The sequence below is a fragment of the Actinoplanes sp. NPDC051475 genome (genome assembly GCF_040689425.1).
Lineage (GTDB): Bacteria > Actinomycetota > Actinomycetes > Mycobacteriales > Micromonosporaceae > Actinoplanes.
The window spans coordinates 391,642-418,206 of sequence record NZ_JBFAZZ010000006.1; the positions used below are offsets into that span (position 1 = coordinate 391,642).

Annotated in this window: 29 protein-coding genes; 15 read left to right on the forward strand and 14 right to left on the reverse strand. The window is 72.0% G+C overall.

The genetic code is table 11. The features are described from left to right. The first annotated feature begins 24 nt into the window (after positions 1-24). Both AB0368_RS15625 and AB0368_RS15630 read left to right on the forward strand, forming a co-directional pair. The gene (locus AB0368_RS15625; protein WP_366154538.1) at positions 25-468 is read left to right on the forward strand and encodes a nitroreductase family deazaflavin-dependent oxidoreductase; all 444 of its coding nucleotides are present in this window, start codon (positions 25-27) and stop codon (positions 466-468) included. 196 nt (positions 469-664) lie between these two features. Beyond that, positions 665-1,807: a DUF5925 domain-containing protein gene (locus AB0368_RS15630; RefSeq protein ID WP_366154539.1), complete on the forward strand. Its 1,143-nt coding sequence runs from the start codon at positions 665-667 to the stop codon at positions 1,805-1,807. Positions 1,808-1,859: 52 nt separating this feature from the next. Here AB0368_RS15630 and AB0368_RS15635 read toward each other — a convergent pair whose 3' ends face one another. Next, positions 1,860-2,567, reverse strand: coding sequence for a hypothetical protein (locus AB0368_RS15635; RefSeq protein ID WP_366154540.1), 708 nt, complete (start codon positions 2,565-2,567; stop codon positions 1,860-1,862). A 349-nt stretch (positions 2,568-2,916) separates the two neighbouring features. Here AB0368_RS15635 and AB0368_RS15640 point away from each other — a divergent pair, with 349 nt between their 5' ends. Then, entirely contained in the window at positions 2,917-4,116 is a 1,200-nt protein-coding gene (locus AB0368_RS15640) for a glycoside hydrolase family 64 protein (RefSeq protein WP_366154541.1), read from the forward strand. On the opposite strand, the gene AB0368_RS15645 is transcribed toward AB0368_RS15640, so the two are convergent. The 5 genes from AB0368_RS15645 to AB0368_RS15665 all read right to left on the reverse strand — a co-directional run bounded on the left by AB0368_RS15645 (position 4,109) and on the right by AB0368_RS15665 (position 8,326). Then, on the reverse strand, positions 4,109-5,374 hold the full coding sequence (locus AB0368_RS15645) for an adenylosuccinate synthetase (protein WP_366154542.1): 1,266 nt from the start codon (positions 5,372-5,374) through the stop codon (positions 4,109-4,111). The two genes, AB0368_RS15640 and AB0368_RS15645, sit on opposite strands and share 8 nt — an antisense overlap. Further along, positions 5,371-6,375 (reverse strand): hypothetical protein, encoded by a 1,005-nt coding sequence (locus AB0368_RS15650; RefSeq protein WP_366154543.1) that lies wholly within the window; start codon positions 6,373-6,375, stop codon positions 5,371-5,373. Before AB0368_RS15650 ends, AB0368_RS15645 begins: the two co-directional genes overlap by 4 nt. Before the next feature lie 15 nt (positions 6,376-6,390). Further along, complete coding sequence (locus tag AB0368_RS15655) at positions 6,391-7,122, reverse strand: molecular chaperone DnaJ (RefSeq protein ID WP_366154544.1); 732 nt, start codon at positions 7,120-7,122, stop codon at positions 6,391-6,393. After that, a complete protein-coding gene (locus AB0368_RS15660) occupies positions 7,119-7,868 on the reverse strand; it encodes an NUDIX domain-containing protein (protein ID WP_366154545.1) in 750 nt (249 codons plus the stop codon). The genes AB0368_RS15655 and AB0368_RS15660 overlap by 4 nt, the downstream gene beginning before the upstream one ends. 170 nt (positions 7,869-8,038) lie before the next feature. After that, complete coding sequence (locus AB0368_RS15665; protein ID WP_366154546.1) at positions 8,039-8,326, reverse strand: DUF1540 domain-containing protein; 288 nt, start codon at positions 8,324-8,326, stop codon at positions 8,039-8,041. Positions 8,327-8,461: 135 nt separating this feature from the next. Between AB0368_RS15665 and AB0368_RS15670 the strand changes: the two genes are divergently transcribed. Both AB0368_RS15670 and AB0368_RS15675 read left to right on the forward strand, forming a co-directional pair. After that, a complete protein-coding gene (locus AB0368_RS15670; RefSeq protein ID WP_366154547.1) occupies positions 8,462-9,622 on the forward strand; it encodes a glycosyl hydrolase in 1,161 nt (386 codons plus the stop codon). 25 nt (positions 9,623-9,647) lie between these two features. Beyond that, the gene (locus AB0368_RS15675; RefSeq protein ID WP_366154548.1) at positions 9,648-10,481 is read left to right on the forward strand and encodes a patatin-like phospholipase family protein; all 834 of its coding nucleotides are present in this window, start codon (positions 9,648-9,650) and stop codon (positions 10,479-10,481) included. Here the strand turns inward: AB0368_RS15675 and AB0368_RS15680 are convergent. Continuing rightward, positions 10,478-11,083: a hypothetical protein gene (locus tag AB0368_RS15680; RefSeq protein WP_366154549.1), complete on the reverse strand. Its 606-nt coding sequence runs from the start codon at positions 11,081-11,083 to the stop codon at positions 10,478-10,480. The two genes, AB0368_RS15675 and AB0368_RS15680, sit on opposite strands and share 4 nt — an antisense overlap. 108 nt (positions 11,084-11,191) lie before the next feature. On the opposite strand from AB0368_RS15680, the gene AB0368_RS15685 reads away from it, so the two are divergent. The 5 genes from AB0368_RS15685 to AB0368_RS15705 are packed head-to-tail and all read left to right on the forward strand — an operon-like array spanning position 11,192 to position 14,094. Next, complete coding sequence (locus AB0368_RS15685; RefSeq protein ID WP_366154550.1) at positions 11,192-11,713, forward strand: SigE family RNA polymerase sigma factor; 522 nt, start codon at positions 11,192-11,194, stop codon at positions 11,711-11,713. Further along, the gene (locus tag AB0368_RS15690; protein WP_366154551.1) at positions 11,710-12,456 is read left to right on the forward strand and encodes a hypothetical protein; all 747 of its coding nucleotides are present in this window, start codon (positions 11,710-11,712) and stop codon (positions 12,454-12,456) included. Before AB0368_RS15685 ends, AB0368_RS15690 begins: the two co-directional genes overlap by 4 nt. Positions 12,457-12,494: 38 nt before the next feature. Next, positions 12,495-13,094 carry a sulfite oxidase-like oxidoreductase gene (locus AB0368_RS15695; RefSeq protein WP_366154552.1) on the forward strand — a complete coding sequence of 200 codons (600 nt, stop codon included), beginning with the start codon at positions 12,495-12,497 and terminating at the stop codon, positions 13,092-13,094. Beyond that, on the forward strand, positions 13,079-13,813 hold the full coding sequence (locus AB0368_RS15700) for a ferredoxin reductase (RefSeq protein ID WP_366154596.1): 735 nt from the start codon (positions 13,079-13,081) through the stop codon (positions 13,811-13,813). The genes AB0368_RS15695 and AB0368_RS15700 overlap by 16 nt, the downstream gene beginning before the upstream one ends. Next, positions 13,810-14,094, forward strand: a complete 285-nt coding sequence (locus AB0368_RS15705) for a DUF6510 family protein (RefSeq protein WP_366154553.1) — start codon at positions 13,810-13,812, stop codon at positions 14,092-14,094. The genes AB0368_RS15700 and AB0368_RS15705 overlap by 4 nt, the downstream gene beginning before the upstream one ends. A gap of 4 nt (positions 14,095-14,098) precedes the next feature. On the opposite strand, the gene AB0368_RS15710 is transcribed toward AB0368_RS15705, so the two are convergent. After that, the gene (locus tag AB0368_RS15710) at positions 14,099-14,482 is read right to left on the reverse strand and encodes a hypothetical protein (protein WP_366154554.1); all 384 of its coding nucleotides are present in this window, start codon (positions 14,480-14,482) and stop codon (positions 14,099-14,101) included. 240 nt (positions 14,483-14,722) lie between these two features. On the opposite strand from AB0368_RS15710, the gene AB0368_RS15715 reads away from it, so the two are divergent. Beyond that, the gene (locus AB0368_RS15715; protein ID WP_366154555.1) at positions 14,723-15,520 is read left to right on the forward strand and encodes an SGNH/GDSL hydrolase family protein; all 798 of its coding nucleotides are present in this window, start codon (positions 14,723-14,725) and stop codon (positions 15,518-15,520) included. A gap of 87 nt (positions 15,521-15,607) precedes the next feature. Further along, the gene (locus tag AB0368_RS15720; RefSeq protein WP_366154556.1) at positions 15,608-16,015 is read left to right on the forward strand and encodes a PLD nuclease N-terminal domain-containing protein; all 408 of its coding nucleotides are present in this window, start codon (positions 15,608-15,610) and stop codon (positions 16,013-16,015) included. Positions 16,016-16,022: 7 nt separating this feature from the next. Here the strand turns inward: AB0368_RS15720 and AB0368_RS15725 are convergent, their stop codons facing one another. Continuing rightward, positions 16,023-16,955 carry an NADP-dependent oxidoreductase gene (locus AB0368_RS15725; RefSeq protein WP_366154557.1) on the reverse strand — a complete coding sequence of 311 codons (933 nt, stop codon included), beginning with the start codon at positions 16,953-16,955 and terminating at the stop codon, positions 16,023-16,025. 75 nt (positions 16,956-17,030) lie between these two features. Here AB0368_RS15725 and AB0368_RS15730 point away from each other — a divergent pair, with 75 nt between their 5' ends. Further along, positions 17,031-17,432 carry a helix-turn-helix domain-containing protein gene (locus AB0368_RS15730; protein ID WP_366154558.1) on the forward strand — a complete coding sequence of 134 codons (402 nt, stop codon included), beginning with the start codon at positions 17,031-17,033 and terminating at the stop codon, positions 17,430-17,432. On the opposite strand, the gene tuf is transcribed toward AB0368_RS15730, so the two are convergent. From tuf to AB0368_RS15745, 3 genes are all read right to left on the reverse strand, one after another. Continuing rightward, a complete protein-coding gene (gene tuf, locus AB0368_RS15735) occupies positions 17,429-18,616 on the reverse strand; it encodes an elongation factor Tu (protein ID WP_366154559.1) in 1,188 nt (395 codons plus the stop codon). The genes AB0368_RS15730 and tuf overlap by 4 nt on opposite strands. Before the next feature lie 233 nt (positions 18,617-18,849). Further along, on the reverse strand, positions 18,850-19,629 hold the full coding sequence (locus tag AB0368_RS15740; RefSeq protein ID WP_366154560.1) for a L,D-transpeptidase family protein: 780 nt from the start codon (positions 19,627-19,629) through the stop codon (positions 18,850-18,852). 16 nt (positions 19,630-19,645) lie between these two features. Beyond that, positions 19,646-21,361 carry a serine/threonine-protein kinase gene (locus AB0368_RS15745; RefSeq protein ID WP_366154561.1) on the reverse strand — a complete coding sequence of 572 codons (1,716 nt, stop codon included), beginning with the start codon at positions 21,359-21,361 and terminating at the stop codon, positions 19,646-19,648. A gap of 178 nt (positions 21,362-21,539) precedes the next feature. On the opposite strand from AB0368_RS15745, the gene AB0368_RS15750 reads away from it, so the two are divergent. Beyond that, positions 21,540-22,469 (forward strand): aminoglycoside 3'-phosphotransferase/choline kinase family protein, encoded by a 930-nt coding sequence (locus tag AB0368_RS15750; RefSeq protein ID WP_366154562.1) that lies wholly within the window; start codon positions 21,540-21,542, stop codon positions 22,467-22,469. 91 nt (positions 22,470-22,560) lie between these two features. After that, positions 22,561-24,627 carry a response regulator gene (locus AB0368_RS15755; protein WP_366154563.1) on the forward strand — a complete coding sequence of 689 codons (2,067 nt, stop codon included), beginning with the start codon at positions 22,561-22,563 and terminating at the stop codon, positions 24,625-24,627. On the opposite strand, the gene AB0368_RS15760 is transcribed toward AB0368_RS15755, so the two are convergent. Continuing rightward, a complete protein-coding gene (locus AB0368_RS15760) occupies positions 24,624-25,538 on the reverse strand; it encodes a glycoside hydrolase family 88 protein (protein ID WP_366154564.1) in 915 nt (304 codons plus the stop codon). The genes AB0368_RS15755 and AB0368_RS15760 overlap by 4 nt on opposite strands. After that, positions 25,535-26,473 (reverse strand): ribose-phosphate pyrophosphokinase, encoded by a 939-nt coding sequence (locus tag AB0368_RS15765; RefSeq protein ID WP_366154565.1) that lies wholly within the window; start codon positions 26,471-26,473, stop codon positions 25,535-25,537. The genes AB0368_RS15760 and AB0368_RS15765 overlap by 4 nt, the downstream gene beginning before the upstream one ends. Positions 26,474-26,565: the final 92 nt, after the last annotated feature.

Below are 26,565 nucleotides of genomic sequence, written 5' to 3' on the forward strand. Positions count from 1 at the left end.
GTACGGGCGAAGGGATTCCACAGCATGCCATTGACCGGCGAGTACGCACCCAGCCCCTCGGACTGGGCCCGCGAGCAGGCAGAGAAGTTCGAGGCCTCCCACGGCGCGGAGGCCAACACGCTCCAGGGCGTGCCGGTGATCGTGCTCACCTCGGTGGGCGCCAAGTCCGGCAAGCTGCGCAAGACCCCGCTGATGCGCGTCGAGCACGACGGCGAGTACGCGGTCGTGGCCTCCCGGGGCGGCGCGCCGACCCATCCGGTCTGGTACTGGAACCTGGTGAAGAACCCGCACGTCGAGCTCCAGGACGGCGCGGAGAAGCACGACTACGAGGCACGCGAGGTGCAGGGCGAGGAGCGGGCCGTGTGGTGGGAGCGGGCGGTCGAGGTGTGGCCGGCGTACGCGGACTACCAGACGAAGACCGACCGGGTCATCCCCGTCTTCGTCCTCACCCGCCGGCCCGAGGCCTGACCGGTGTTCATCGGCCGGCCGGCGCGCCCGCGCGTTGCGGGCCGCCGGCGGCCGCCGTCGCGGTCAGGTGATCTCGCCTCAGCGATGGGGCATGATCTTGGAAACTGAGTGCCGGCACCCCCGAAGACGGTCCCGTTCGGACCATCTTGCGGGAAAACCGGGTGCTCCTCCGCCACTTCGCGGCGATCATGGGGTAATGCGCGCCCCCCACCAGTCCGTCGACCGGCTCGGCAGCCGTCCCGTGGAGACGGCGGCCCTCGCGCCCGCCCACCCGCTGCCGCTTTCCGGCTCCGTCGACGACGGCGACCGGCTGGTGGATGTCGTCGACCTGCTCGCGCTCGACGCCTTCGTCACCGGCCGCGAGCCGTTCGGCCGGACGAGCTACCTGGAGAACGTCCGCGCCGACGCGCCACTCGCCACGGACGACGCGCGCGTGGTCCGTGATGCGCTCGAGGAGGACAGCCACGGCCGACTGAGCGTCGGCGACGGCTGGACCCTGCACGTGACCCGGTGGAAGCAGAGTCGCCGCGCCCGCGTCACGGTGACCGCGGTGAGCTCCGAGCTCGCCGAGTCGGTGCTGGCCACGGTCACGGCGAACGCGGTCGAGGAGCCCGAGCCCGCGGCCGACAGCGTGCCGATCGGCTTCTGGCACTTCGGCCCGCACGGCCCGCGCCGGGTCCAGCGCGAGATCGACGCGGCGCCGTGGCCCAAGATCCGCAGCAACTACGCCGATCCCGTCGCGCAGACGCTGGAGCGCCTGATGGCCATCGACGAGTCCGCGGTCAACGGGCGCCTCCTGCTGCTGCACGGGGAGCCGGGCACCGGCAAGACGACGGCCCTGCGCGCCCTCGCCCAGCAGTGGCGCGCTTGGTGCCAGGTGGACTGCGTCCTGGACCCGGAGCGGATGTTCGGCGACCCCGCATACCTGATGAGCGTGGCCCTCGGCAGTGGCGACGACGACGAGCCGCGGTGGCGGCTGCTCATGCTCGAGGACTGCGACGAACTGATCAGCGGCGACGCGAAGGCGAGCGCCGGGCAGTCGCTCTCGCGCCTGCTCAACCTCACCGACGGGCTGCTCGGCCAGGGCCGCAACGCGCTCATCGCGATCACCACGAACGAGGACCTGGCGTCGCTGCACCCCGCGGTGGTCCGGCCGGGTCGCTGCCTGGCGAGCATCGAGGTCGGGCGGCTGCCGTACGGGGAGGCCACCGCGTGGCTGGGCACCTCGAAGGGCGTGGGTCCCGAGGGGGCGACGCTGGCCGAGCTCTATGCCCTCCGGACGGGCGCCCAGCCCGTCACCGTTCCCCGCGCCGAGCCGGCCACGGGCATGTATCTGTAGCGCGCCCGGGCCGGCCGGCGAACCGACCGGCCCAGGGTGACGTCGCCGCGGATCAGCGAGTCGGACCGCCACTACCGCGGCCGGCCGGATTCTGCGCTCCGTAACCTTGACCGCCGTAACCCCGGCCGCCATAGCTCTGACCGCCGTAACCCTGGCCATCGCCGTAGCCCTGCTGCTGCGGCGGCGTGTAGGGGTACTGCTGGTACCGCTGGGCGTACGCCGCGGCAGGGTTGCTCCCCGGCCCGCCCGTCTGGCCGCTCGCTGATTGCGCCCACGCTCCCAGCTGGGTGCTCTCGTAGATTTCGCGCTGGGTTCTCGTCTGGGGCTGCCAAGGAGCAGCCAGGTGCCCGGTCTGCCTGGCGAGCGCGTCCGTCATGTCCACCGCGCGCCGCCCGGGAACCTGGGTGGTGTCCACCTCGACGACTCTGCCGCTCATCTCGCCCCGGGCGGACGACTTGCTGCTGTCCGACTGGGGGGTGCCCGCCGGCCGGCTTCGCGCGGTGGAGTCGTAGTAGTCGTACTGCGTCCGTCCGTGCCGGGTGGAGCTCGTGGGCTTGTCGGAGATGCTGGTCAGCTCGTAGTCGGGCAGCTCCTGGCGGGCCTCCTTCTCCAGCCGCCGATGCGGATCCCGATCCCTGCGCCGGTCATAGTTGCCGCCGACCGGGTTGCCGGCTCCCCCGAGGTACTTGGGAGCGCCGTGCGCCGTCTCGTTCGCGACCGGAAAGACGTACGTCCCCGGTCGCTCTTCGAGCTCCGGCACGGTATGCACCTTGTGTTTTCTGTCCTTCGGCACGATCTCTCCTCGTCTGGATGCGACCGGGCTCTTCGCGCGACGGTCACACGTGATGCCGTAGCAACGGCCGCTCCCGGACAGTGGTTCACGAACGGGGTGCCGCTTGTCGCTCCCCGACTCGGCCCCGCACCGGCGCGCCGAACGGTTCGCCGATCACCTCGGCCCAGCCGGACGGGAGATGCAGCGACCGGGGGCTCGGAGCCGAAATATTATTGGCAATTGACAAACGTAACTCTCCGATGAACGCTGAGAGCGCTCTCACGCTCTTCCACCGGCGTGTGAGAGCGCTCTCAGAGACTCATCCCCAGGAGTTGCCATGCGAAGAAAGCCCGTCCTGGCGGCCGTCCTCGCCGCCCTGTCCATCCCGATGTCCGCCGTCTTCGCCGTGATCACGACGCCGGCCGCGCACGCGTCCGTGACCACCGCGACGATCCCGCTCACGATCACGAACAAGTCGGGGCGCGGCGACCGCGTCTATATTTACAATCTCGGCACTTTGCTCGCGACCGGGCAGCAGGGCTGGGCCGACGCGAACGGCACCTTCCACGCGTGGCCCGCCGGCGGCAACCCGCCGAGCCCCGCCCCGGACGCCTCCATCGCCGGCCCGGCCGACGGCCAGAGCATCACCATCCGGATGCCGAAGTTCTCCGGGCGGGTCTACTTCTCGTACGGCCAGAAGATCGTCTTCAAGCTCACCACCGGCGGCCTCGTCCAGCCCGCCGTGCAGAACCCGACCGACCCCAACGTCAACATCCTCTTCAACTGGTCCGAGTACACGCTGAACAACGACGGCCTGTGGATCAACAGCACCCAGGTCGACATGTTCTCGGCGCCGTACGCGGTCGGGGTGAAGCTGCCGAACGGCACGACGAAGAGCACCGGCCACCTCAAGCCGGGCGGCTACAACGGCTTCTTCAACGCCCTGCGCGGCCAGCCCGGCGGCTGGGCCAACCTCATCCGGACCCGCAGCGACGGCACGATCATCCGCGCGCTGGCACCCGGCCACGGCATCGAGGCGGGCGCGCTGCCGGCCGGAGTGATGAACGACTACGTCAACCGCGTCTGGTCGCGCTACAGCACCTCGACGCTCACCGTGACGCCGTTCGCGGACCAGCCGAACACGAAGTACTACGGGCGCGTCTCGGGCAACGTCATGAACTTCACCAACGGCTCGGGCCAGATCGTGACCAGCTTCCAGAAGCCGGACTCGGACAGCATCTTCGGCTGCTACAAGCTGCTCGACGCCCCGAACGACCTGGTCCGCGGCCCGATCTCGCGGACCCTGTGCGCGGGCTTCAACCGCTCGACGCTGCTGACCAGCGCCAACCAGCCGTACAACGTGCCGTCGGCGTTCTATCAGGACGCGGTGACCAACCACTACGCCCGGAAGATCCACGCGCAGATGGCGGACGGCAAGGCGTACGCGTTCGCCTTCGACGACGTCGGCGCGAACGAGTCGCTGGTGCACGACGGCAGCCCGCAGACGGCGTACATCACCCTCGATCCGTTCAACTGAGCGGGGCAAGCGGGCGGGCGGGGGCGGAGGGTCCCCGCCCGCTCACACCCGGCAGTGCGCTGAAGCGCTTGTCCGCACGACCCGGGCCGAAAGACTCGATCCGCACCGGCGCTCCCAGCAGTTCGCCGATCTCCCCCGCCCAGTCCGCGGGGCGGTACAAGCGCGCGGGCCGGGCGCCGGTCAGCATCGTCGTCAGCCGTGCATGATGGCCGAGGTCCCGCGCCGGCCCCGCCGCTATCCGCTCCACCCGGACGCCCCCGGCGTCGTAGGCGGTACAGACGCGCAGCTCACGACAGCGGGCCGGCGCGTCGAGATGGGTGACGGCCAGTGCGTCGACGCCACCGGCCACCTCGACCGCGTACCGGTGGGCGACCGCGTCGAAGTGGCCGACGCGGAACGCTCCCTGCCACTCCCCCACGCCGTTGTGCCGCTCCGGCAGGTCCAGGGGCGCCTCGGTGACGAACGGGCCGGGCCCGTGCCGGGTGGTGTACGTCCGCACCACCCCCAGCCGCTCGAACGAGTCGCAGAGCGCGGCCACGTTGTCGAAGGTGGTGGTGGACCACGTCGTGTACGGATGCCACCCGCGCCACTCGTCGAGCAACACGCCCTGCGCGCCCTCGAACACGCAGCGGCCCTCGCCCAGCAGCCGCCTGACGAAAGAACCGTCCACGACGGACACCGCGGCACCGAACGCTGCGAACGCCGCCACGACGTCGTCCAGCGGTGGCGCGTCCAGCGGGCCGACCGTGGCGGTCAGCCGGTCGCGGACGGCGGCGAGGCGGCGGCGCAGGGTGTGGGGCGAGCGGGTGTCGGCCACCCGTGGGGCGTCGGCGTGGCTGAGGGCGTACTCCATGGTCTGGCCGATGCCCATGCCGCACGAACCGTGCCGGCGCCCACCGCGCCGCCTCTCGCGGACCCGGTTGGCGGCGCGATGCCACGGAGTGGCGAGCAGGGCGTCCTCGTCGACGGTGAGCAGATGGAAAGGATTGCCCAGCGCGGCCGCCTCGGCGGCCAGCGCGAGCGGATCCACGACCACGAACCGCGTCAAGTGGGTGGGCACCCCGTGAAAGGTGCCCGACCCGAACTGGGCGAAGGTGTGGTGCCGGCCCCCGGCGACGACGTTGTGGGCGGCCTGCGCTCCCCCGTTGAAGCGCAGCACCGCGCGCACCGGACCGGTGCCGCACAGCGCGTCGACGATCGTCCCCTTGCCGGCGTCGCCGTAGCCGAGATCGGCCACGGCGACGTGGCCGCCCGTCACAGCCGCTCGTTGCCGCTGCCGCCGGAAAGGCCGCCGCCGGAAGGGCCGCGGCCACCGTAAGGACCGCTGCCGAGGGCGAGCGACGTCCGGACGACCGTTCCCCGGCCGGTGCCGAGCGGGGCGAGGGCACGGCCGACCGACGCACCCGCTGTCGAGCCGACGTCGACGAGGTCGGCCAGCCCGCCGTCGAGGTCGATCGCGTCCTCCCCCAGGCCGACGGTGAGCGCGATGGTCTCGCAGACCGCGTCCAGGTCGTCCAGCTCGATGACCTGCTGACCCAGCAGCCGCCGCCAGTGCGCGAGGATCTCCGGATCGCCGCCCCAGCCCGCCGCCGTCGGGATGATGTAGTAGACGTCGAACGTGCGCTGGAGCTCGGCGAGGATCGCCTCGACCGCGATCGGCTCGCGCAGGTCGTCGCCGATGAAACGCTTGACCTCCTTGGGCTTCACCCGGGCGTACGGCATCTCGTCGCCGATCAGGAAGAGGTAGCCGCGCCGGCCACGCCGGTCGATGCTGTCGAGGGCGGTGTGCCGGGCCATGAAGTACATGGCGAGCTCGTACGACTCCGTGCGCTGCCCGCCCCCGCCTCCCTCCAGGACGATCCGGGCCAGGTCCTCGTCCATGCGGTTGTCCGACTCGAACTGCCCCACCTGCAGCGGCACGCGGTCGCAGGTGGCGTCGCCGACCGCGCCGAACATGATGTGCGGGTCGGTGGCGTACCCCTTGCGGGTGAGCAGGCCCAGCAGCTGCGGGAGCTTGGTCTGCAGCACTCGCGGCACGGTCCCCATCGAGCCGGTCACGTCGAACAGGACGGCGATCGGCGTGCTGTGCGGGTGTTCGGCGCTGTCGCGGCTCTCGCGCACGGTCACGCCTCGCGGGTCGAGTGCCGGGTGGGCCTTACGGGCACCGCTGTCGCTGTACGCGAAGGCGCTCGCGCCCGTGGCGGCGCGGTAGCCCGCGGCGGCGGAGTAGACGTCGGTGGACCAGCGTCCGCTTCCCATGGTGGTCTCCTTCCATCAGGCCGGCAGCGCGAAGGGGCGGAACCGGCGGGGGCCGTACAGGTCTTCGAGCAGCTCGTCGAGCTCGGCGAGGAGCCGCCACGCGTCCTGGGGGCGCATCCGCGGGGCGGCGTAGCGGCAGCCGGCCGCGAAGCGCCGCAGGGCGGCCGGCGGGTCGGCCATCAGCCGCAGCATGAGGCCGGTCGCCATGTAGATGTCGGTGGCCGGGGTGGCCGCCTGCCGGGCGGGCACCTCGGGCGGGTACGCGTGGCGGTGGCGGGCGACGAGGGCGGGGATGCTCGCACCCGGCGCGACGCTGTAACACCAGTCGACGAGCACCACGCCGTGCTCGTCGGGATGGATGAGCACGTGCTCCGGCAGGATCGCGCCGTGCACCACCCCGGCCCGGTGCGCCCAGCCCAGGCCGGTGAGCAGCCGCCGCCACATCCAGGCGACGTCGCGCGGGTCGAGGCGGTGTTCCAGGCCGGTGAGCGGGACGAAGCCGGACTGCCGTTGCAGGACTGTGGCCGTACGCCGGACCCCGTCGGCGTCCTCGTGGGTGAAGGACTCGATGAGGCGCGGGGCGTACGCGCGGTGCCGGGGATCGCCGTCGCGGTGCACCGTGGTCAACGCGTGTGCCTCGGCCCGCATCAGGTCGTTGTCGGCCGGCAGCCGGGGCACTTTGAGGAGCGCGTGGTCGCCCACCTCGTACAGCTCGGCGACGTCACCGCTCGCGACGAACGAGGTCATCGGACGGAGTCCTCGCGGTCGGGCCGCAGCAGCGCGGGGTGCAGCAGCCGGGCGTCGCCGGCGCGGTAGAGCCGGGGCCGCGGACCGCCGCGCTCCCCGGCTCGCGCGGCCGTCTCGCCGGTGCTGTCCACGAAGCCGGGCACCGAGAGCACCTTGCGATGGAAGTTGCCGGCGTGCGGCTCCTCGCCCCACACGGCGGCGTAGACGGCGCGCAGGTCGGCGATGGTGAACTCCGGCTCGACGAACGCGGTGGCGAGCGGCGTGTACTCGAGCTTGGCGCGGGCGCGGTCGAGGCCGTCGGCGAGGATCGCGGCGTGGTCGAAGGCCAGCTCGCCCACCTCGTCCACCGGCGCCCAGAACGCGCCCGCCGCGTCACTGCCGGCCCGGGGGTCGGGCAGGCTCGGGGCGAAGGCGAGGTAGGCCACCGAGACGACCCGCATGCGGGGGTCGCGGCCCGGGTCGCCGTACGTGCGCAGCTGCTCCAGATGGACGCGATCGAGCCGGCCCTCGCCGGGGCGCAGGCCGGTCTCCTCGGCCAGCTCGCGCAGGGCGGCGTCGTCGAGGGTCTCGTCGCGGACGAAGCCGCCCGGCAACGCGCGCCAGCCGGCGAAGGGGTGACCGCCGCGCTCGACGAGCAGCACGTGCAAGCGGCCGTCCCGGATCGTCAGCGCGACGATGTCGACCGTCACCGCCACGGCCGGGAACTGCGCCGGCTCGTAGCCGTCGAGGAAGGTCCGCTCGTCCATCGTCCGCCCGGTTCGTCTCAGAGTGAGTATGACTCGATCTGAGATCAACCTAGCGTGTTCTCACCCTGAGGTCAACCCCGCGGCCCGCGCCGGGTGAATGGGCGGAGAAAAGTAAAGGCCACCACCCCCGATAATGGGGCGGCGGCCTTAGGCAAGGCTCACTCAGACGATTATCGGCCCTCGAACGTAAGGCAGTCGGCGCGGTCATGCGCGGCGCCCACGGTGATCGCCGGAGCGTGGCATTCCAGGTCGGTGTTGTGCACGCACTCGGCCCGCTTGCAGGCACCCACCTGCGCCATGGCCTGACCCATCCCGCCCTGCTCACCCTCGACGAACGTGTCGCACTCCGAGCTGGCCCGGCCGATCGTGATCGCGAAGGCCGTACAGCCGTCGTGGTTGTAGCCGCAGCCGCTGACCGTGCAGGTCTGCACGCGCGGCATCTCCATCATCTGTGTCATTGTCCGCCTCCTTTTCCCCCTGCCGACGATAAACCATTGAGAAGGCGCGCGTACGCCACTGCGGCACGACATTCGGCGATTCGGCTAGAATTGCCGAGCCATTTTAGGTAACCCAAACCTCCGGGGAGAACACGCATGGCCGAGGAACGACCGGGCAACCGGCGGTCGCTGCTGCTGGCCGCGTTCGCGACGGTCCTCGTGCTCACCGGCCTTGCCGTCGGCGTGGCCACCACCGGCACCGGCGAGAGTCCGTCCGAGCCGGGCCCTCGGGCAGCCGCGGACGCGTCTTCGCCGGCCGGTTCGCCGCTCCCGTCGACGCGCGCCACCGCCCGCACCGTGAAACCCGCCGATCCCCGGTCGGCCCGGCAGTTGATCGCCCTGCCGCGCGCCGACGGTTCCTGGCCGGGCGCCGACGGGCTCTCCGGCGTGAACGGCGACCCGGTCTTCGACACCGCGCACGTGAACGCCTTCTGCTCGGCCCGCGGGCGGCCCTGCCGGATCGCGCAGACCTACACCGACCGCACCTCGTGGGAGTCGATGACCCGCGGCACCGGCTGGACGTTCGAGTTCTTCTCCGGCTTCGACGGCATGCTGGTGATCTCGCAGGGCCTGGTGCCGAACGGCGCCCAGGCCGACCTGGCCGCCTGTGCGCGCGGCGAGCACGACGCGGACTGGCGGGCGTTCGGCACGCTCATGCGCAGCCACTTCCGCGGCGACTCGGTGGTCCGGCTCGGCTGGGAGTTCAACGAGAAGACCTCGTCCTGGCGGGCCGACGACCCGCAGACGTGGATCGCCTGCTACCGGCGGGCGGCCGACGCAATCCGGGCGGCCGACCCGGAGGTCCTCCTCGACTGGACGATCAACGCGCACAACACGCCGGCGGGCGTCTGCGGCGGGGTGAGCACCAACTGCTATCCGGGCGACGACTACGTGGACATCGTCGGCATCGACAACTACGACCATTTCCCGTGGTCGCCGACGAAGGAGGCGTTCGACCGTACGGCCGCCCGTCCCGAGGGCCTCACCTGGCTCTACGACTTCGCCCGCAGCCACGGCAAGCTGTTCGCCGTCGGCGAGTGGGGCGTGGTGCCGACCGGGGACGCGGGCCACGAGAACCCCGCCTTCGTGACGTGGATGCACGAGTGGTTCGCGGCGCACGCGGCGCATCTGGCGTACGAGGCGTACTTCTCGGACTGCGGCGAGGGAGGCGTGCAGTCGAGCCTGTTCCGCACCGACGGGCAGTGCCTCAAGAACCCCGGCTCGGCGGCCCGGTACACGGCCCTTTTCCGCGCCTGAAAGAGCCCTGGGCGATAGTGGGCGCATGGAGAAGCGTGCACTCGTCCTCGGCGGTGGCGGCGTCACCGGCGTCGCGTGGGAGATCGGCTTGCTGTACGGGCTGGCGGAGCGGGGCATGGACCTCACCGGCGCCGACCTGTTCGTCGGCACCTCCGCAGGTTCCGTGGTGGCCGCCCAGCTGACCGAGGGCCACCCACTGGCCGACCTGTACGCCCACGAGCTCGCCGACACCACGGGCGACACCAGCGCGGCCATCGGCACCCGGGTGCTGCTCGGCTTCGTGCTCGCCGCGCTCTGGCCGGGCGACCGGGCGAAGGGGCGGGCTCGCCTCGGCAGGGCCGCGCTGCGGGCGCGCACGATCCCCGAGTCCCAGCGTCGCACCGCCATCGCCACCCGGGTCCGGCGCGACGACTGGCCCGCGGCCCGCCTGCTCGTGCCCGCGGTCGACGCCCTGACCGGCGAGGTACGGGTCTTCGACCGCGACAGCGGGGTGTCGCTCATCGACGCCGTCGCGGCCAGCTGCGCGGTGCCGCTGGTCTGGCCGCCGATGACGGTCGCGGGACGACGGTACGTGGACGGCGGCGTCCGATCCGTCGCGAACGTCGACCTGGCCCGGGGGTATGACCGGGTCGTGGTGATCGCGCCCATCGTCGCCGCCGCCCGGCGTACCGATCGTCCGGCCGCGCAGGCGAGAGCGCTGGGCCCCGGCGTGCGTACGGCCGTGGTCAGCCCGACCGACGCCGCGCTGACCGCGATCGGCCGCAACCCGCTCGACCCGGCGCGCCGCGCCCCGGCCGCCGAGGCCGGCCGGGCGCAGGCGGCGGAGGTCGCCGAGCGGGTGCGGACGGCTTGGGTCTAGCCGACGCCGACCCCGTTGTGGCCGGTGACGAGCGCTTCGCCCGAGGCGTCGAAGGCGCGCAGATCCGACACCGCGGTGATCTTCGGGTCGAACCAGAACGCCTTGACCGACGCGTCCTCGCTCCATGCCGCCAGCGACGCGGTGACCGTACGGCCGCCGGCCTTCGCCGTGATCTTCTTCGCGTCGCCGACGTAGTAGCCGAAGGCCGGAGCGGGCTCCCCCTCGACCTCCATGGCGCCCTGCACCCCGTGGAATCCGGGCGCCTTGGCCGGCCCGTCGAACTCGTTCGACATGACGTCGGCCGTGACGGCCCCGCTGGCCTGCCGGCGCCCGGCCATGACGCCGAAGTCGGTCTGCGGGATCGCAGCGTCACGCACCGGGACGAAAGTGAGCACCCATGTGCCCTGTTTCGCGGCGATTCCGGTGTCGATGACCGAGCCGACCGCGCCGGGTGCCGCCGGCGGCTTGTCGGGAGTGGACACCTGTGCCTTCGGCGCCGGTTCCTGCGCGGCGTTGGCCGCTACCGCGCCGGTCACCGCCACCGCTACGGCGGCGCCGGTCACCCCCGCGGCCACGATCCAGCGGTTCCGGGACAGGTTCATTGCTCAGCTCCCTCATGATGGGCGGATGCTTCGGGACGCTGAACGAGACGGGCGAGAAGCCGGGAAGGTTGCTGCAACCTTTTGCGGCTCTCATCCGTCATTGCCGACGTGGGACTAGGCCGACGAGGTGACGACGAGTTCGTGGAGTTCGCGCGTGCGAGCTCGGCGCGGTTGCAACGCGCCGCGTATCTGCTGACCGGCGACCGGCACCAGGCGGAGGAAGCGGCCCAGGCCGCGCTCGTGCGGGTGTACGCGTCCTGGGGCCGGGTGCGCCGCAAGGACCCGTACGCGTACGCCCGCACGGTGCTGGCCAACCTGGTCACCGACCAGTGGCGCCGGCCGCTGCGGGAGTACGCGACCGAGCAGCTGCCCGAGCGGCCGATGCCCCGCGACGTGGCCGACGACGTCACCCGGCGGCGCTGGTTGGTCGGCGCGCTCAAGGCGCTCTCTCCGCGGGAGCGGACGGTCATCGTCATGCGTCACTTCTTCGACATCACCGAGGTCGACGTGGCCCGCGAGCTGAACCTCTCGCTCGGCACGGTGAAGAGCCTCAACTCCCGGGCGCTCGCCAAGCTCCGGATCTCGATCCCGTCCCCCCGCCAGGGCCTTGAAAGTGGAGCGGCACGATGACGAACCTTGACGATCTGAAGGACGCCATGCACTCGCCGCCGGACTTCGAGCCCCGCCCCCTCGATCTGGGCGCGGTCATGGCCGCGGGCGGCCGCCTGCGCCGCCGTCGGCGCCTCGCGGTCGGTGCCACCTCCGCCGCCGCGGTGATGGTGCTGCTCGTCGGCGGCAGCCAGCTGGCCCGGCTCGGCGGCGAAGGCGGCGGCACCGCACCCGCGCGGCCGGGAGTGGCTGCCGCGCAGCCGTCCGGCCCGGTTTCCGCCGAACCGCCCGGGGACGTGCTGGGCGACGTGATCGCCACCGACCTGACGACCTCCACCGGCGAACCGATCGTGCTCTGGTTCACGCCGATCGAGGAGGAGGCGTTACCTGACATCTCCTTCGGGCTGACCGTCGGGCGGCGCACCGCCGGCGGGGTGTTGAAGAGCGAGGTGCTGACCAACGAGACGGAAGGCTCGGACAAGGCTCCCGGCTTCCATGCCGCCCAGGCGCCGACGGGGGTCGACGGCCTCGACGCCCCCGCCTTCGGCTACTACTCGGGTGAGAATGCGGCCCGGATCACCGTGCTGGCCGACGGGCGCCGGGTCGATGCGACCCTGGCGCCGTGGAGCGGCGATCCCTCGATCATCGCCTTCTGGTTCGACCCGGCCCAGGTCAAGCCCGGCGCGAAGCTGACGAAGCTCACCGCCTACGACGTGGACGGCAAGGCCCTTCCCGGAGACGGCGCTCAGTTCGGCGTCGGCTGAGCTGTCGCCGGCCGGGAACCTGGAGTTTACTGCTGAGGATGAGCATCATCTCTCCGGGATTCGGCGGGCGGCGGCGCTCCTCGCGGCCCGACCTGCCGCCCGGGCAGTACCTCACGCCCGAGTTCCCGGTGCTGTCGGCCGGGCCGACGCCCCGCGTCCCGCTGGACCGCTGGTCGTTCACCGTCACCGACGAGACGGGCGGGCAGACCAGCTGGACCTGGAACGAGTTCAAGGCGCTGCCTCAGGAGACCTTCACCGCCGACATCCACTGCGTGACGAAGTGGTCCAAAGTGGGCACCTCGTGGCGCGGCGTCTCGCTGGACACGCTGTTCGAGGACATCGAGACCACGGCCGACTTCACGATGGTGCACAGCTACGGCGGCTACACGACCAACGTGCCGCTGGACGACCTGCTCGACGGCAAGGCGTGGATCGCGCACACGTTCGACGGTGAGCCGCTGCATCCCGAGCACGGGGGGCCGGCCCGGCTGGTCGTACCGGCGCTCTATTTCTGGAAATCCGCCAAGTGGGTCAACGGCATCGAGCTGCTCCAGCACGACGAGCCCGGCTTCTGGGAAGAGGCCGGCTACCACATGTACGGGGACCCGTGGCGCGAGCAGCGATACCAGGGAGACTGAGCTGGCGGGTCGCCACCGTGGCGCGGGCCGGGTGGGAGACGCCGTCCGCGCGCACCCTCGTGCTGGACGTGCCGGACTGGCCGGGCCACCTGCCGGGCCAGCACGTCGACCTGCGCCTGACCGCCGCCGACGGCTATTCGGCCCAGCGCAGCTACTCGATCGCGTCCTCGTGGCGCGAAGGCGGGCCGGTGGAGCTCACCGTCCAGCGCGTCGCGGACGGCGAGGTCTCGTCCTACCTGACCGACGTGATGGAGCCGGGCCAGCGGTTCGAGCTGCGGGGCCCGATCGGCGGCTGGTTCGTGTGGCGCAACACCCCGGCGCCGGTGCTGCTGGTGGCGGGGGGCTCGGGTCTCGTCCCACTGATGGCGATAATCCGGGCGCGCGGGGACGTCCGTGGCCGCCAACCCTTCCGCCTCGTGTATTCCGTGCGCACCCCACGCGACGCGCTCTTCGGCGCTGAGCTGGCCCGCCGCGTCCGCGACGACCCGGGCCTGGACGTCTACCACGCCTACACCCGCGAGGCTCCGGAAGGCCGGCCGGGCCCGCCGGCGCGGCTCGGCGTGGCGTCGCTGAACACCCACGGCTGGCCGCCGGACTTCGCCCCGGACATCTTCGTGTGCGGCCCCACCGGGTTCGTCGAGGCGGCCGCGGACATCCTCGTCGCGCTGGGCCACGACCCGAAGAAGATCAAGACCGAGCGATTCGGGGGTACGGCATGACCTACGACTTCGAGCTCGACGGCAACGCCATGGGCGGGGACCTCGGCGAGATCTTCGCCGTCGACCTGACCGAGGCGGTGGCCACGTGCGCCGGATGCGGGCAGGCGAGCGTGGTCGCCACGCTGCGCCTGTGGGGGCCGGCGCCCGGCCTCGTGGCCCGGTGCCCGTCCTGTCAGGACGTGATCCTGCGGCTGGTGCGCGGGCCGGACAGGGCGTGGCTCGACCTGCGCGGCGCGGTGAGCCTGTGCATTCCGCTGCCGCCGGAGCAGCCGGATCCCTGACGCGTCAGTCGCGGAAGGTGCGGCGCAGGCGCTCGGCGAGTCCGGGCGGGCGCGGCGCGGCGGGCGCCGGACGGCGGCCCGCCCCCACCGGCCGGGAGCGGCCCACCGGCTGGTCGTAGTCCGCCGCCGCGATCGCCTCGATGATCTGCTCGTCGCCGAAGCTCTCCGAGCCGGGGATCGACGGCACGAAGCCGACCAGGACGCCGTTCCGCATGACCTGCGCCTCGAGGCCGGCGGTGCCGTCGTTGTCCCAGATGGCCTCCCGGCCGTCCGGCAGCACGACCCGGATCCCGTACTGGGTGATGCCGGCGTGGGGAAGCTTCACATGTGCGAAAACGTTGCGCCCGCGCAGCGTCTCGACCACCCGGCGGGCCCTGAGCTCATCCATGCCCGCGACGTTATTCGCCCCAGCTGAGCGCAGGCTGTACGTCGCCTGTGTCCACCTTGAGTCCGGTAGCACTGCGCGCACAGAGAATTACTGCATGACATACATGCAGGTCACATCGACGTATGTTACTACAAGGTATCAATAAAATCACCGTGTTTCTTTCTCCAAAGCCTTGACTTACTCTTCGGTAACCGAAGCGCTTCGGCCCCGCACATCCCTCGTGGATCCGGAGGCCCCCCGATGAGCAGACGTACCACCGCCCTCGCCTGCCTCGTCTCGTCCGTCCTGCTGACCGTCCTCACCGCCACTCCCGCCGCCGCGTCCCCGGCGGACTGGGACTACATCGCCCTCGGCGACTCCTACTCCTCCGGCGTAGGCACGTCCGGGCAGACCGGCACCTGCATGCGCAGCATGAACGCGTACCCCGGGCTGTGGAGCACCGCCCACTCGCCGGCGTCGTTCCGCTCGGTCGCCTGCAGCGGTGCCACCACCAGCTCGCTGCGCTCGAGCCAGCTGTCCGCCCTCTCGACCGGCACCGACCTGGTCAGCGTGACGATCGGCGGGAACGACGTCGGCTTCGCGTCGACCATCATGACCTGCACGCTGGTCAGCGACGCCGGCTGCGCCGCCAAGGTCGCCGACGCGCTGGAACTCCTCGACGAGGAGATCCCCGCCGCCCTGGACGCCACCTACCGCGACATCCGCGCCAAGGCGCCGAACGCGAAGGTGGTCGTGCTCGGCTACCCGATCCTGTTCGACGAGTCCGCCCCGAGCTGCGGCTTCGCCGGCATGAGCATCCCCAAGCGCAAGACCCTCAACAACGGCGCCGTGGAGCTGAACAAGGTCATCGAGGCCCGCGCCCGGGCGGCGGCCTTCACCTGGTCGGACGTGACCGACGACTTCGCCGGCCACGGCATCTGCGGGCCCAGCCCGTGGCTGCACGGCCTGGAACTGTTCCCGCCGACCGACTCCTTCCACCCGACCGGCACCGGCCACCGCAGCGGCTACCTGCCGGCGCTGGAGTCCGCCCTGAACTGAGCACTCGCGGCACGGCCCGGCGGATCCACCACCGCCGGGCCGTGGGCCGGTCCCCGTAAACGGCGGAATTCTGAGACGATCTCCGCCATGGTCCGCCTCTACTCGCTGTTCATGCTGCTCGACGTGGCGCTCCTGGTCGTCGCGCTGATCGACTGCCTCTCCGCCGAGGAGTACGCGATCCGGGCCCTGCCGCGGGTCGCCTGGGTCTTCATCATCCTGCTGTTCTCCCCTATCGGTGCGATCGCCTGGTTCGTGGCGGGCCGCCCGCCCCGGGCGATCCGGATGAGCAACGGCGAGATGTGGCGGCCGGGCCGCGGCTTCCCCGAGAACGAGCGGCCGTCGCGCAGCGGGCCCGTCGCCCCCGATGACGACCCGGCGTTCCTGGGCAACCTTTCCGCGTCGCTCCACGAGGACGAGACAAGGATGAGGCAGTGGGAGGCGGATCTGCGCCGCCGCGAGGAGGAGCTGCGCAAGCGCGACGACGAGCAGGGCTGACGAAGCCTTACGGTACGAGCACGAGCCGGCCGCGTACGCCTCCGGCGGCGAACCGCTCGTGAGCCTCGGCCACCTGCGCGAGGGGCAGCGTGCCGGCAACGCGCAGGGTGAGGTGTCCGGCCCCGGCCAGCGCCGCCAGCCCGGCCAGTCGCGCGCCGTCAGCGTAGACCTCCTGCACCACCACCGTGGTGCCGCGCAGGGGCGGCGGTGCGAACGGCGCGACCAGGGCGACGAAGACCCCGCGGCTGCGCAGCGCCTCGTGCGCCCCGATGCCCAGGACGGCGGCGTCGACCACCGCGTCCACGCCGCCCGGCACCAGATCCCGTACCGCTGCCCCGAGCCGGTCCGTCCGAGGCACCACGCGCTCCGCGCCCAGGCGCCGCAGCAGCGGCTCGTCCGCCGCGTCGGCAGCCGCCACGGTCCGGATGCCGCGCAGCGCCGCGAGCTGCAGCACGAGTCCGCCGACCATGCCGGCGGCGCCGGTGACCAACAAGGTCTGCCCGCGGCGGAGCCCGGTCAGCTCCAGCGAGCCGTCCGCCGTCAGCCCGGCCAGGGGGAGCGTGGCGGCCTCGGCGTCGCCGACACCCGCCGGTGCGGGCGCGACCGCACTCTCGTCCAGGACCACCTGGTCGGCCTGGGTGCCCAAGGCGGAGAGCAGGTCCCGCAGCCCGATCACCCGATCCCCGGCGGCGAAGCGGGTCACGCCCGCCCCGGTCGACTCCACCTCGCCGGCGACGTCCCAGCCGAGCGCGACGACGGGTGCGGGAGCGAGCAATCCGGCCTCGGTGATCCGGCCCGCCCGGGTGGACAGGTCGATGCGGTTCACCGCGGCGGCGGCCACCCGGATCAGCACCTGTCCGGGACCGGGGCGCGGCGGTGGGAGTTCGGCCAGTTCGAGAACGTCGGGGCCGCCGAATCGGCGGACGATCACTGCCTGCATGCCGGAAAGGCTAGGAAGAATAGGGTGCACCGGTAAGGAGGCACCTTCAAGTGCCCGGGGTACCCGGAGGTTCGCATGGTCACCGTTTCCGCCACCGAGCGCCGTGAGCGGGCGCGCCGGGCGTACAACGCCAACCTGGCCGAGTGCCCGGGGCACGACCTGTTGTCCGCCCTGAGCGACAAGTGGCTCACCCTGGTGGTGAGCGCGCTGGCCGACGGGCCGCTGCGGCACGCCGAGCTCGCCCGTACCGTCGCGGGGGCCAGCCAGAAGATGCTCACCCAGACCCTGCGCAAGCTTGAGCGCGACGGAATAGTCACCCGGGCCGTCACACCTTCCGTGCCGGCCCGGGTGGACTATGCGTTGACTCCGCTCGGTGCAGCGCTGCTGCCGTTGCAGCGGGCCATCAAGGAGTGGGCGGAGACCCACATCCCCGATGTCCACACCGCCCGCGCACGCTACGACGCGGGCGAACGCTAATCGAGCAGCTCGGTCACCGTGCCGGCGGCGACCGTACGCCCGCCCTCGCGCACAGCGAAGCCGAGCCCGGCGTCCATCGGCACCTCCTTGCCCAGGTGCACCGTCAGCTCCACGGTGTCGCCCGGCATGACCATCGGCAGGTCGCCGAGGTCGATCGCGCCGGACACGTCCGTGGTACGGAAGAAGAACTGCGGGCGGTAGTTCGCGACGAACGGCGTGTGCCGTCCGCCCTCCTCCTTCGTCAGGGCGTACATCCGGGCCCGGAAGCTCTTGTGCGGGGTGACGCTGCCCGGCAGCGCCACGACCTGGCCGCGTTGCACCTGGTCGCGCTTGATGCCGCGGAGCAGGACGGCCGCGTTGTCGCCCGCCTCGGCGGACGGCAGCGACTTGCCGAACGTCTCCAGCCCGGTCGCCACCGTGGCGATGGTCGGGCCGAGCCCCACCACCTCGACCGGCTCGCCGACGCGCAGGGTGCCACGCTCGATCTTCCCGGTCACCACGGTGCCGCGCCCGCTGATGGTGAGCACGTTCTCGATCGGCATCAGGAACGGCTCGCCCAGCTCGCGCGGTGGGACCGGCACGTACGCGTCGACCGCGCCGAGCAGGTCCATGATGGACGCCGTCCAGCGCGGGTCGCCCTCGAGGGCCTTGAGCGCGCTGACGCGGACCACCGGCACCTCGTCGCCGGGGAAGCCGTACTCGCCGACGAGCTCGCGGACCTCCAGCTCCACCAGGTCGAGCAGCTCCTCGTCCTCGACGGCGTCGCTCTTGTTCAGGGCGACGACCAGGTACGGCACGCCGACCCGCTGGGCGAGCAGCACGTGCTCGCGGGTCTGCGGCATGGCGCCGTCCTGGGCCGAGACGACGAGGATCGCGCCGTCCACCTGTGCCGCCCCCGTGATCATGTTCTTCACGTAGTCGGCGTGCCCGGGCATGTCGACGTGGGCGTAGTGGCGGTGCTCGGTCTCGTATTCGACGTGGGCGATGTTGATGGTGATTCCGCGGTCGTGCTCCTCCGGGGCCTTGTCGATCCCGTCGAAGGCGACGTACCGGTTGGTTGCCGGGTCACGGTCGGCGAGGACCTTCGTGATGGCGGCGGTCAGGGTCGTCTTGCCGTGGTCGACGTGGCCCATCGTGCCGATGTTGAGGTGCGGCTTGGTACGGATGAACTGGCTCTTGGCCATGGGTATGTCCTTACTGGATGTAAGAAACGGAAAAAGGAAGTCAGAACCCGCGCAGGGCCGAGCCACCCTCCCCCTGGGTTCTGGTGCTGTCGGGGAAGGGTCAGCCTCGGGTATCGGCGCCGGGAAGAACGCACGCGGGAGCGGCCGGCAGGGAGAACCCCGCGGGCAGCTGCAGACCGGGCGCGAACATGGCGATCACGGTATGCGTCAACGATCAGACGCGCGACCGTATTTCACGCGCGGCCGATGTCGGCGAGCGGCGCCATCACGATGCGCGGGGTCATCGCCGGGTCGAGCCACTTCAGCACGGCGATGAGGTCGGCGCGGCGCAGTGAGACGCAGCCGGCGGTCGAGCCGGCGCCGTTGATGTGCAGGAAGATGGCCGAACCGAGCTTCACATTCTTCGGCTGGCTGGTCACGTACTGCCCGTGCGCGGTGTCCCAGCTGATCGTCGAGCCCAGCGGCCGGTTGAAGTTGATGACGGCGGCGTACTCGTACTGCGTGGGGTAGGCGGCGAGCCGCTCGGACTCGCCCTTGCGCCACGTCCGGGTGCCCGAGGCCTTCGACTGGAAGAGGTTGTACGTCTTCGGGTCGCGGTTGTCGCCGACCCAGTAGTCGTCGCTGTCGGCGTGGATGTACTTCACCCGGGTGCCGGGGTTGGCCTTGAGCCCGAACGCCGTCGTGATGCGGAAGGTGCCCATCGGGGTCGTACCGGTGTTCTGCACCCGCCGGCTCGCCCACTCCCAGCCCGCGTACCCGTTGCGGGCCGGCATGCCGGCGAACTTCTGGCTCCAGCTGCCGTTGCTGTTCTTCTGGTACGTCCGCAACGTCGCGTACGACGACGTGCGCCCGTTGCCGGTCACGACGACGACCTGCCGGGAGTCGCCGATGTCCCGGAGCCTCGACGGATGGTACGGGGGCACAACCGCGGCGTCGGCGGACAAAGCGCGCACCACGCCGAGCCCCAGGACAAGAGCACCGATCGCGAGCCCCGCCGCCAAGATCTTCCGCACGGCGGCACCCTACCAATCAGAAGGTGAACTCGTGACCCCTCGCCGAACCCGCCTCCACCCGGCCGTCGCGGGTGAACCGCCAGGACATCACCACCTGGTAGTGGTGGCCACGCCGCGGGCTCACCGTGGCGGTCCCGCACTCGCGCGATCGGGCCCCCTCCCGGAAGACCACGTCGTCACACGTCTTCGCGGGGACGCTGCTGCCCGTCGCCGTGTCCCGCAGTTCGAGCGAGATCGAGGCGGTGCCGTCGCGCGGGGCGGTCAGGGTCCCGGTGAGCTGCACCTTCTCCCCCACCTTGTGGCAGGGCCGGACCGCCATCGCGTTGTCGTAGCTCAGCGCGTACTGCTGGTTGCAGTCCCAGGGTCCGTAGGTCTTCTCCACCACCGGGGCCGGGGTCCGGGTCGCCCGGCTGGTTCGCGGGTGCGGGGTGGTCTTCGCCTGGACGGCCGGGCCGGCGTGCAGGGGAACGGCACCCGAGACGCCGGAGCCGGCCTTGGAGCGAGCCGGGCGTACGGGCACGGACACCGCTGATGCGACCGCGGACGGCCGCGGCTGCCGCACTTCGGCCTGGGCGACGGACGGGGTCTCGTCCGGCCGGCCGAGGTGCCAGGCGGTGGTCGCCACCCCGGAGGCCAGCATCGCCGAGCAGACCAGCGCGATCATCGCCCACGGGCGGGCCCACCGCCAGCTCGCCGGCTGGTTGCGCCGGCGGGGCACGGGGAGTTTGCGCATGCTCGCCAGCGACGGATGCGGGCTCGGCGGGGCGGCGGGCGGCTCCGGATCGGGGGTCCGGGACCTCCTCGGCTTGGCGGCCGCCGTGGCGGGCTCGGGGGCGGGCAGGGCGGGGGCGTCCGCCAGGGCGCGGGCCACGGCGCCGAGATCCACCACGAGCTCTCCGGCGTCCGGGCGTAGCCGGGGCTTCTGCTCGAGGCAGGCCGCGATGAGGTCCCACAGCGGGTCGGGGATCCCGGGCCGGCGTTCCGGGCTGCCCTGGAGATGCAGCTGCATGAGGTCGGTGACCGTGTCGCTGTCGTACGGCGGCCGCCCGGACACCATCTCGTAGAGCAGCACGCCGAGGGCGTACACGTCGGCCGCCGGGCTGGTCGAGGAGCTGTGGAAGGCCTCCGGAGCCATGTAGTGCGGGGTGCCGACGACCGCGTTGGTGGTGGTCAGGCTGGGGGTGTTGAGCACCCGGGCGATGCCGAAGTCGGTCAGCCGGATGTCGAGCCGGCCGTCCTCGCGGTGCAACAGGATGTTGTCCGGCTTGAGGTCGCGGTGCACGATGCCGAGTCCGTGCGCCTCGGCCAGCGCCGCCGCGACCTGGGCGCCGAGCCGGGCCGCCTCGCCCGGCGTGAGGGTGGGGTGCTCGCGGAAGTAGTCGCGGAGGCTGCCGCCCGGGACGAGGTCCATCACCAGGCCGAGGGTCTCGCCGACGCTGAACAGGTCGCGGACCCGCACGACGTTGCGGTGCCGCAGCATGAGCAGGATGGTGCGTTCCTGCACGAAGCGGGTCACCAGCTTGGGCTGGCGCAGCAGGCTCTCGTGCAGCAGTTTGACGGCCACGGACTCGCCGGTGGCACGGTCGACGCCGCGCCACACCGTCCCGGTCGCGCCGTGGCCGATCGGGCGGATGAGGATGTACGAGCTGCCGACGCACCGCCCGCTCAGATCGAGGGTCGACGCGCCGTCGGAATCCGCCCGTGCGCCGCTGCTCGTGGGATCCTGGTCCACCTGTGGTCGTGCCCTTCCGCCCGCCGCGGCTTCGCGACATCCGACTGGCCGACCGGAATGATGCTGTTTGTCCATATCAATGCGCAACCCCACACGTCGGAGTTCGCACGTGAGGTAGGTGTCCGCCGCCACCCGTCACCGGATCCCCGTCCCGTCGTTCATCGAGTTGGAGCCCCCATTGAGCTGGGAAAACACCGCCACCCTGTGGCCGGACGCCGAAGACGAAGAGGATTTCGACCTCGTCGCCCGGGACGAGGAGGCCCTCGGCCCGGGGGTACGCACGCTGCTCGACCGGCTCGGCGTGCCGGGTCCACCCGCGCGCTTCCCCACGGGCTCGCTACCCGTGTACGCGATCGGCGACGTGGTGCTCAAGCTCTACCCGCCGGTGCACGCGGAGGAGCGCCCGGTCGAGGCCGGGGTGCTCGCGGCGGTGCACGGGCGGCTGCCCGTACCGACACCGGGCGTGCACGCGTCCGGGGAGTTCGAGGGCTGGGGCTACGTGCTCATGGACCGGCTTCCGGGCGAACCGCTCAGCCGCGCGTGGCCACGGCTCGGCGAGGGCGAACGGGACCGGATCGCCGAGCAGCTCGGCGAGGGCATCGCCGCCCTGCACGCCGTGCCACCACCGGCGGTCGAGGACTGGTGGCCGCAGGACTGGGACGAGTTCGTGGCGGACCAGGTCGCCGGTTGCGCCGGGCGGCACCGTGCGCTCGGCCTCGCCCCGGCGTGGGCCGCGCAGATCCCGGAATTCCTCGCCTCGGTGCCGCTCACCGCCCCGGCCGTGCTGCTGCACACCGAGATCATGGACGAGCACCTGCTGGTCCGCGACGGCCGGCTGACCGGGCTGGTCGACTTCGAGCCGGCGATGCGCGGCGCCGCCGACTACGACTTCGTCGCCCCGGCGGTGTTCCTCGCGCGCGGGGACGCCCGGGTCTACGGACGGCTGCTGCGGGCGTACGGGATCCGCCCGGACGGCGATCTGCGCCGCCGATTGATGGCCTGGACGTTGCTGCATTACTACAGCAACCTGCCCGCGTACCTGGAGCGGCTGCCCGTCCCGGCCGCACCCACGTTCGACGCCCTTGCGGAGCGCTGGTTCGCGATGTGACGCGTGGGACCCGGCTCGGCCGCTCGGTTGCATTCCTCCTGAACCGCCCGCACCGTGCGGCCGTTGCGCCGATAGTTGCCACATGGGTGTCATGGCTTATCCCCTCCGGTACGCACTGGCCGACCTGGCGCTGGCGCTCAGCCGCGTCGCGGAGAACACCGAGCAGGTGCGTTCGACCGCCGCCCGGGCCGCCGCGGACATGCTCGGCGACGGTGCCGGCGTGCAGATCCTCGGCGACGACGAGCGCTACGAGGCGATCACCTACCACCATGCGGACGACCAGCTGGCTCCCGCGTACGGCCACCTGCTCGACCGCGCGGGCGAGCTGCCCGACGACGACTTCTCCACCAGCCTGGCCGCGAGCCGGCGCCCGCTCGTGCTCGCCGGGGAGGCGGACCGGCCGATCACCGAGCTGCCGCGGCCGCGGCACGCGCCGCACGTCGATTCGGGCGAGCCGGCGCCCGTCGTGCATGCCGCCGTGCTGTGCCCGGTGATCGTCGACAACACGTACGCGGGCTACCTGGTGCTGACCCGGGCGACCCCGGGAGCGGTCTACACGCCCGCGGAGGTGGAGCTGGCCCGCGACATCGCCGGCGAGCTGTCCCTGGCCCTGTCCAGCGCCCGGGCGATGGAACGGCTGCGTGCCAGCGAGGAGCGCTACCGCCGGGTGCTGGAGACCATTCCCGAGGGGGTGCTCCAGCTCGACGACGACGGCGTCGCCACGTACGCGAACGAGCCCATCGGTGTGGTCCTCGGCCTGCCCCGCCCCCAGCTCGTCGGCGTCTCGCTGCGCGGCTTCCTCGACAAGCACGGCCAGGCCGAGCTGACCCGGCGTCTCGCCGAGTGCAAGGCCGGGCGCTCCACGGTCGGCGCCACCAAGCTGCTGCGCGCCGACGGTTCCCAGCGCAGCGTACGGATGAGCATGATGCCGCTGACCGACGAGCACGGCCGCCCCGCGGGGGTGCTCTGCATGGTCACCGACACCACGGACCACATCGACGCCAAGGGGCTCAAGCGCCAGCTCGACCACCTGCGCCGGCTCGACAGCATGGGCCAGCTCATCGGCGGCATCTCGCACGACTTCAACAACCTGATGACAGTGGTCGCCGGCTCGGCCGACATGATCGCCACGACGACGGCCGAGGGCACGCCGCAGCACCAGCTGGCCAAGGACATTTTGGACGCGGTCGCCACCGGACGCACGCTGACCCATCAGCTGCTGGCCTTCGGGCGCAGCGAGGGCAACCGCCCGGAGATCATCCCCATCCCGGACCTGCTCACCGACGTGCAGAGCCTGTTCAGCCGCACGCTCGGCGAGCGGATCGGGCTGGACCTGGCCTTCGGCCCGGACGTCTGGCCGGTACGCGCGGAGCGCGGCCCCTTGGAACAGGCCCTGGTCAACCTGGCCGCCAACGCGCGCGACGCGATGCTGCACGGCGGCATGCTGCGGGTGGCCGCCACCAACGAGGTGGTCGAGCCCGGGCAGCTCGCCGAGGGCGCACCGGCCGGCCGCTGCGTGCACCTGGTCATCCAGGACACCGGCGTGGGCATGACCGACGAGACCCGAAAGCGGGCCCTCGAGCCGTTCTTCACCACCCGGCCCACCGCCGCGGGCCTGGGCCTGGCCACCACCGCCGGCATCGTGCACGGCATCGGCGGCCACATCGAACTGGAGTCGCAGCCGCGGATGGGCACCACGGTGCACCTCTACCTCCCGGCCGCCGAGGAACGCCCGGCGCCGGCCGTCGACCGCCGGGTCACGCCCGCGGTCATCGGCCGGGTGCTCATCGTGGAGGACCAGCCGGAGGTGGCGCAGCTCGTGCAGCGGCTGATCGCGCCGGCGGGCTACGAGATCACGGTCGCGACGGACGCGCTCCAGGCGGTCACCCAGGTCGCCTCGGGCGCGCAGCCCGACCTGCTGATCACCGACGTGGTGATGCCGACCATGACCGGACCCGAACTGGCCGCGGCGCTGCGCACCCATCGGCCCGACCTGCCGGTGCTCTTCATGTCCGGCTACACCGCCGCATCGCTCGGGCCGCAGCTGCACCTCGACGAGAACAGCATGCTGGTGGAGAAGCCGTTCACCCGCTCGACCCTGCTGGGCGCGATCCTCACCCTCTGCGGGCCGCAGCCGGCACGGGAGCAGAGCAGCTAGGCCGCCGCGGCGGCCAGCAGGTGGAAGGCCTGGGCCTCGCTCGAGGTGCCCGGCCGGTCGAAGCGCGGCGAGCCGGCGGCGCCGCGCACCACGCCGTCCCCGCCGAGCTCCCGGGTCGCGGCGGCCAGCAGGTCGCGGCCGGTGTCGGCGTACTCGGGCGGCAGCCAGCCGTCGGCGGCGCCCGTGAGCGCCGCGTACGCGAACATCTGCGCCGCGTTGGTCTCCCGGAACGTCGCCGGGTCGTCGAGCACGTCGTGGAACAGCCCGTCGGGCCGCCGCAGCGCGAGGCAGGCATCGAGAACCTCGCGCCCGTGCTCGGCCAGCCGCTCCCGCTCCGGGAAGTCCGGCACGAGCCGCAGCGTCCTCGCGACCGCCGCGACCACCCAGCCGTTGCCGCCGCCCCAGCGGTCGGCCCGCCGCAGCGAGCCGGTCTCCTCCGACCAGATCGCCGAGTAGACGCCGTCGTGGCAGAGCCGGGCGCGATGCCCCTCGACCTGCTGCCAAGCCACGTCCGGGCGCCCGCTGAGGGCCAGGAAGGGCACCACCATGTAGACCGTGTCGGCCCACATCTCGCGGCCACCGAGCAGGTGGAAGAGCGTGCCGTCGGCAGCCCGGGGTGCGCCGGACTCCAGCCAGGCGAGCTGCCTGCGGGCCGCTTCGGCAAAGACCGCATTCCCGGTACGCCGGTACGCCGCCAGCACCGCCTCCCCGCACGCGGCACCGTTGACCGCGCCCACCTCGTCCTCGACGTTGCCGAGGCGCCCGTCCGCCGACTGGCGTACCACCGCGGCCTCCGCCAGCAGCACCGCCAGGTCGTCGCGCCCCAGGTCGAGGGCGGCCTGCGCGGCGACGCCCTGCTCCCACGACTGCCGTTGCATGGCCAGCAACGCCGTCCACACGGCCTCGGTCATGCGAAGAGCGCGCTGACCGACTCGCCGTTGTGGATGCGGCGCATCGCCTCGGCGAGCGCGGGTGCCACCGAGAGCACGGTCAGCTTGTCGGTGCGGTCGGCCGCCGGGATCGGCACGGTGTTGGTGCAGACGATCTCCTCGACGTCCTTCTCGTCGGAGAGCCGCTGCACCGCCTGCGAGGCGAACAGGCCGTGGGTGCACGCGACCCGGATGCTGCGGGTGTTGCGCTCGCGCAGCCGCCCGAGCAGCTCGAAGACCGTGCTGCCCTTGGCGATCTCGTCGTCCAGGATGATCACGTCGCGGTCGGCCACCTCGCCGATGACCGAGCTGATCACGACCTTGTCGTCGGCGTACCGCTGCTTGGCGCCGGCCGCCACCTCGATGCCGAGCATCCGGGCGAAGGCCGCCGCCTCCTTCGCGTTGCCCAGGTCCGGGGAGACCACGACCGTGTTGCTCAGGTCGTACCCGCGGAAGTGGTGGGCCAGCTCGCGCAGCGCGTGCAGGTGATCGACCGGGACGCTGAAGAAGCCGTGCACCTGCGGGGAGTGCAGGGTCATGGCGAGGATCCGGTGGGCGCCGGCGGTCTGCAGCAGGTCCGCGACGAGGCGCCCGCCGATGGAGATGCGCGGGGCGTCCTTCTTGTCGCTGCGGGCGTACGCGTAGTGCGGAAGCACGACGGTGATCCGGCCGGCCGACGCGCCGCGCGCTGCGTCGAGCATGAACAGCAGCTCGACGAGGTTCTCCTGCACCGGCGGGACGAGCGGCTGGATGAGGAACACGTCGCGCTCGCGGCAGTTGCCCTGCAGCTGCACCTCGATGCAGTCGTTGGCGAACCGCGATGTCTTCGTGGGCAGCAGCGGCACGCCGAGGTGCTCGCAGATCTCCGCCGCCAATTCGGGATGGGCACTTCCGGTGAACACGGCGATGTCACGCACGGGCTCACCCTAATGTCCTGGCCCCGGACACGTACGGGCGACCACCCGGGTAAACCGGTGCGGCGTACCGGGTGACGTTCACCGGCGTGGAG

Bases quoted from the DNA above. Each gene is read 5' to 3' on its own strand.
- AB0368_RS15625 (WP_366154538.1), top strand. From the start codon at position 25: ATGCCATTGACCGGCGAGTACGCACCCAGCCCCTCGGACTGGGCCCGC.
- AB0368_RS15630 (WP_366154539.1), top strand. From the start codon at position 665: ATGCGCGCCCCCCACCAGTCCGTCGACCGGCTCGGCAGCCGTCCCGTG.
- AB0368_RS15640 (WP_366154541.1), top strand. From the start codon at position 2,917: ATGCGAAGAAAGCCCGTCCTGGCGGCCGTCCTCGCCGCCCTGTCCATC.
- AB0368_RS15650 (WP_366154543.1), bottom strand. From the start codon at position 6,375: ATGGGAAGCGGACGCTGGTCCACCGACGTCTACTCCGCCGCCGCGGGC.
- AB0368_RS15655 (WP_366154544.1), bottom strand. From the start codon at position 7,122: ATGACCTCGTTCGTCGCGAGCGGTGACGTCGCCGAGCTGTACGAGGTG.
- AB0368_RS15660 (WP_366154545.1), bottom strand. From the start codon at position 7,868: ATGGACGAGCGGACCTTCCTCGACGGCTACGAGCCGGCGCAGTTCCCG.
- AB0368_RS15665 (WP_366154546.1), bottom strand. From the start codon at position 8,326: ATGACACAGATGATGGAGATGCCGCGCGTGCAGACCTGCACGGTCAGC.
- AB0368_RS15670 (WP_366154547.1), top strand. From the start codon at position 8,462: ATGGCCGAGGAACGACCGGGCAACCGGCGGTCGCTGCTGCTGGCCGCG.
- AB0368_RS15675 (WP_366154548.1), top strand. From the start codon at position 9,648: ATGGAGAAGCGTGCACTCGTCCTCGGCGGTGGCGGCGTCACCGGCGTC.
- AB0368_RS15680 (WP_366154549.1), bottom strand. From the start codon at position 11,083: ATGAACCTGTCCCGGAACCGCTGGATCGTGGCCGCGGGGGTGACCGGC.
- AB0368_RS15690 (WP_366154551.1), top strand. From the start codon at position 11,710: ATGACGAACCTTGACGATCTGAAGGACGCCATGCACTCGCCGCCGGAC.
- AB0368_RS15695 (WP_366154552.1), top strand. From the start codon at position 12,495: ATGAGCATCATCTCTCCGGGATTCGGCGGGCGGCGGCGCTCCTCGCGG.
- AB0368_RS15705 (WP_366154553.1), top strand. From the start codon at position 13,810: ATGACCTACGACTTCGAGCTCGACGGCAACGCCATGGGCGGGGACCTC.
- AB0368_RS15710 (WP_366154554.1), bottom strand. From the start codon at position 14,482: ATGGATGAGCTCAGGGCCCGCCGGGTGGTCGAGACGCTGCGCGGGCGC.
- AB0368_RS15715 (WP_366154555.1), top strand. From the start codon at position 14,723: ATGAGCAGACGTACCACCGCCCTCGCCTGCCTCGTCTCGTCCGTCCTG.
- AB0368_RS15720 (WP_366154556.1), top strand. From the start codon at position 15,608: ATGGTCCGCCTCTACTCGCTGTTCATGCTGCTCGACGTGGCGCTCCTG.
- AB0368_RS15725 (WP_366154557.1), bottom strand. From the start codon at position 16,955: ATGCAGGCAGTGATCGTCCGCCGATTCGGCGGCCCCGACGTTCTCGAA.
- AB0368_RS15730 (WP_366154558.1), top strand. From the start codon at position 17,031: ATGGTCACCGTTTCCGCCACCGAGCGCCGTGAGCGGGCGCGCCGGGCG.
- tuf (WP_366154559.1), bottom strand. From the start codon at position 18,616: ATGGCCAAGAGCCAGTTCATCCGTACCAAGCCGCACCTCAACATCGGC.
- AB0368_RS15755 (WP_366154563.1), top strand. From the start codon at position 22,561: ATGGCTTATCCCCTCCGGTACGCACTGGCCGACCTGGCGCTGGCGCTC.
- AB0368_RS15760 (WP_366154564.1), bottom strand. From the start codon at position 25,538: ATGACCGAGGCCGTGTGGACGGCGTTGCTGGCCATGCAACGGCAGTCG.